At 51.8% G+C, this 2335-nt stretch carries 3 protein-coding genes; all 3 read left to right on the forward strand.

What is annotated here, in order from left to right:
* Window positions 1-737: RHS repeat-associated core domain-containing protein (locus IV112_RS19235; protein WP_304006320.1), on the forward strand; the 737-nt coding region annotated here is incomplete at its 5' end.
* 331 nt (window positions 738-1068) lie between these two features.
* A complete protein-coding gene (locus IV112_RS19240; RefSeq protein ID WP_304006322.1) occupies window positions 1069-1305 on the forward strand; it encodes a hypothetical protein in 237 nt (78 codons plus the stop codon).
* A 555-nt stretch (window positions 1306-1860) separates the two neighbouring features.
* Window positions 1861-2335, forward strand: a 475-nt coding sequence (locus IV112_RS19245) for a DUF6531 domain-containing protein (RefSeq protein ID WP_304006325.1), incomplete at its 3' end; no start/stop codon positions are given.

Below are 2335 nucleotides of genomic sequence, written 5' to 3' on the forward strand. Positions count from 1 at the left end.
AGCTCGATCACCTGGGCACGCCGCGCCAGGCGCGGCTCACCGGCGGCTCGGCCGTCTGGCGCTGGGAGTCGGATGGCTACGGCAACACGCTGCCCAATGAGGACCCGGACGGCAACGGGCAGAAGACCTACGTGTATCTGCGCTTTCCGGGCCAGTACTTCGATGAGGAATCAGGGCTGCACTACAACTGGCATCGGTACTACGTGCCGAGGTTGGGGAGGTACCTGTCCAGTGATCCGATTGGGATTGAGGGCGGGGATAACATCTTTGCTTATGCCAAAGGGAATCCAATCGCGATCATCGATGTAAGTGGACTCGCGCCCGGCCCCGCTTTATCTTGGGGAAAGCGAAAAACCGATCAAGGCGCTCATTGCCCCGAAAACCCTTGCGACGGGCCAACAATAACGATTTCCACGAGTGGCATCTGTGATGGACAAGGAGTTGCATGTGCTGTGCAGATGCGAGCCGCAGGAATCTCAGAGCCCTATTTTGGCGACGATAAAGTGTATTCCGTTAAGTGTTTGCTAACTTTTGGAATAGGTTTCAAGGGGGGGGTGTTTGCTGCAGGCAGCGTCGCCCAGAAATACGCGCCTACCGTTGCTGCCTCGGTCGCGGGAGAGACGGCTGGCTTAGCTGTTGGGCGCGTTGTAGCTGTGACGAGCAGCGCTCCGGCAACTGCAGTTAGCTTAGGCCTCGCAGTCGATTGGGTATTCGAAAAATGTGAATGCAAGAAATAATTTCGGAAGGCCAAATGATGACCGGTTCGCGCGCATTAAAGATTTTCTTTGTTGCACTGATTGTATTGGTTGTTGTGTATAGGTTTTTTTTGTCTTTTTCTCCATTTTGGCTGGATTTTTTGATCGCCGCGTTGACCGTAATCGTTATTGTTGTTGGGCTTTCAATAAACCAAGAAAAGAAGTAATTTAATCAAAGCCTCTCGTCACCTATGCTGGTTGGGTACTACTTGTTTGCTGCAGGCAACGCCCTCGCAGTTAGCTCGCTACATAGTAGCCTCAATATTCCGGCTCTGAAGTTCGAGACCTGAAAGGCTCGCTCTCGGACGAGAAGTTGCAGGACAAGAAGATGTGGTGCTCGCCGTATCGAGAATGCAGTACGGCTTACCCGGAAGATGAATTTGCTGAATTCTTTGAGAAAAACCCAGCGTTGATGCAAGGATTAAAAGCGCATTCTGCCTCTTTGGATGAGGTGGTGTTGATGATTGTTTGTGAATTGATGGGCCCGGAGCATCCACACGGCTTCTCAATTTCCCCCCAAGCTAATAAGCCAGTTGACCGAAATGAGTGAGTCGTTGGAGTTGGATTTCGTTCCGCAGATTCATAAGGGGCCAACTGCGGCCGCGTCGCAGTAATACAACGGGATGGAAATAGGGGGCACAGGTTTGATGCTCCCCGTGCTTGTTGTATGACGCTTTCTTTGCTCCAAAATCCTGTTTGGCGATCACCGTTTTTCGTTTGGTAGAAAAAATAAAAAAATAGGGGGCAGGTCGCGACTTTGAAACCTATGGGCAGAGCGGTGGCGGGCCCCCCTGTTGTTGTTCTATTGTTGGTTAATGGCTGAATTTCGGAGCCAACTGTCACGAGCAGAAAATCCCGGAATGGTGGCTTTGATCGGCGGTTACTTAAGGTTCTCATTTGAACTATGGCTCTTAGTCTATTTGATTTCCGGTTGTTGCTCTCTTGTCTTTTGTCTATTTCTTTTCTTGTTCCTTGCTGTGCGGTTTTTGGTGCTACTTCTCAACCGGCTGTGATTTTTCCGGGCAGAGTTCTCGGGTGTGAGGACGTTCCGCGAGGAGGTGCTGTTTACTCTGACTATGGGTCTTATGGGTACCTATATAGAGTGATGGAGTTTGATGAGGATTCGGCTGGGTTTGATATCACAAATTACTGTGTTAATTACACGCCAAAACTGATTTGGGGTGCGTATTATTACCCCAAGTTTGTACAAAGGTTTTATGGCGCGGGGTATCCATTTCAAATTCACGCCTCTGCGTATCAATCCAAAGCTTCTGGCGGTATGTGTCCCTCGACGTCCCATCCGATAGGTTTGGGTTCAGGGAACAAGTATTTATCGGAGTCGGACGTATCGTCCGGTTCTTTGGGATTCGTCCGGAGCTACAACAGCCTGAGCATTCAGGCGGGGTATTCGGAGCTGGTGACGGGTTCGAGCACGGGCGTGATGCCGCTGGGTGTGGGCTGGAGCGTGGAGTACCAGCAGCAGATCCGCACATCGCCGTCGAGCGGCAGCACGGCGTGGGCCGTGCGCCCGAGCGGTCGGGTGTTTACCTTCGGGTTTGGTGGAACAGCCTGGGTGGCGG

It is taken from the genome of Methyloversatilis discipulorum (genome assembly GCF_018780585.1).
In the GTDB taxonomy this organism is placed as follows: domain Bacteria; phylum Pseudomonadota; class Gammaproteobacteria; order Burkholderiales; family Rhodocyclaceae; genus Methyloversatilis; species Methyloversatilis discipulorum_B.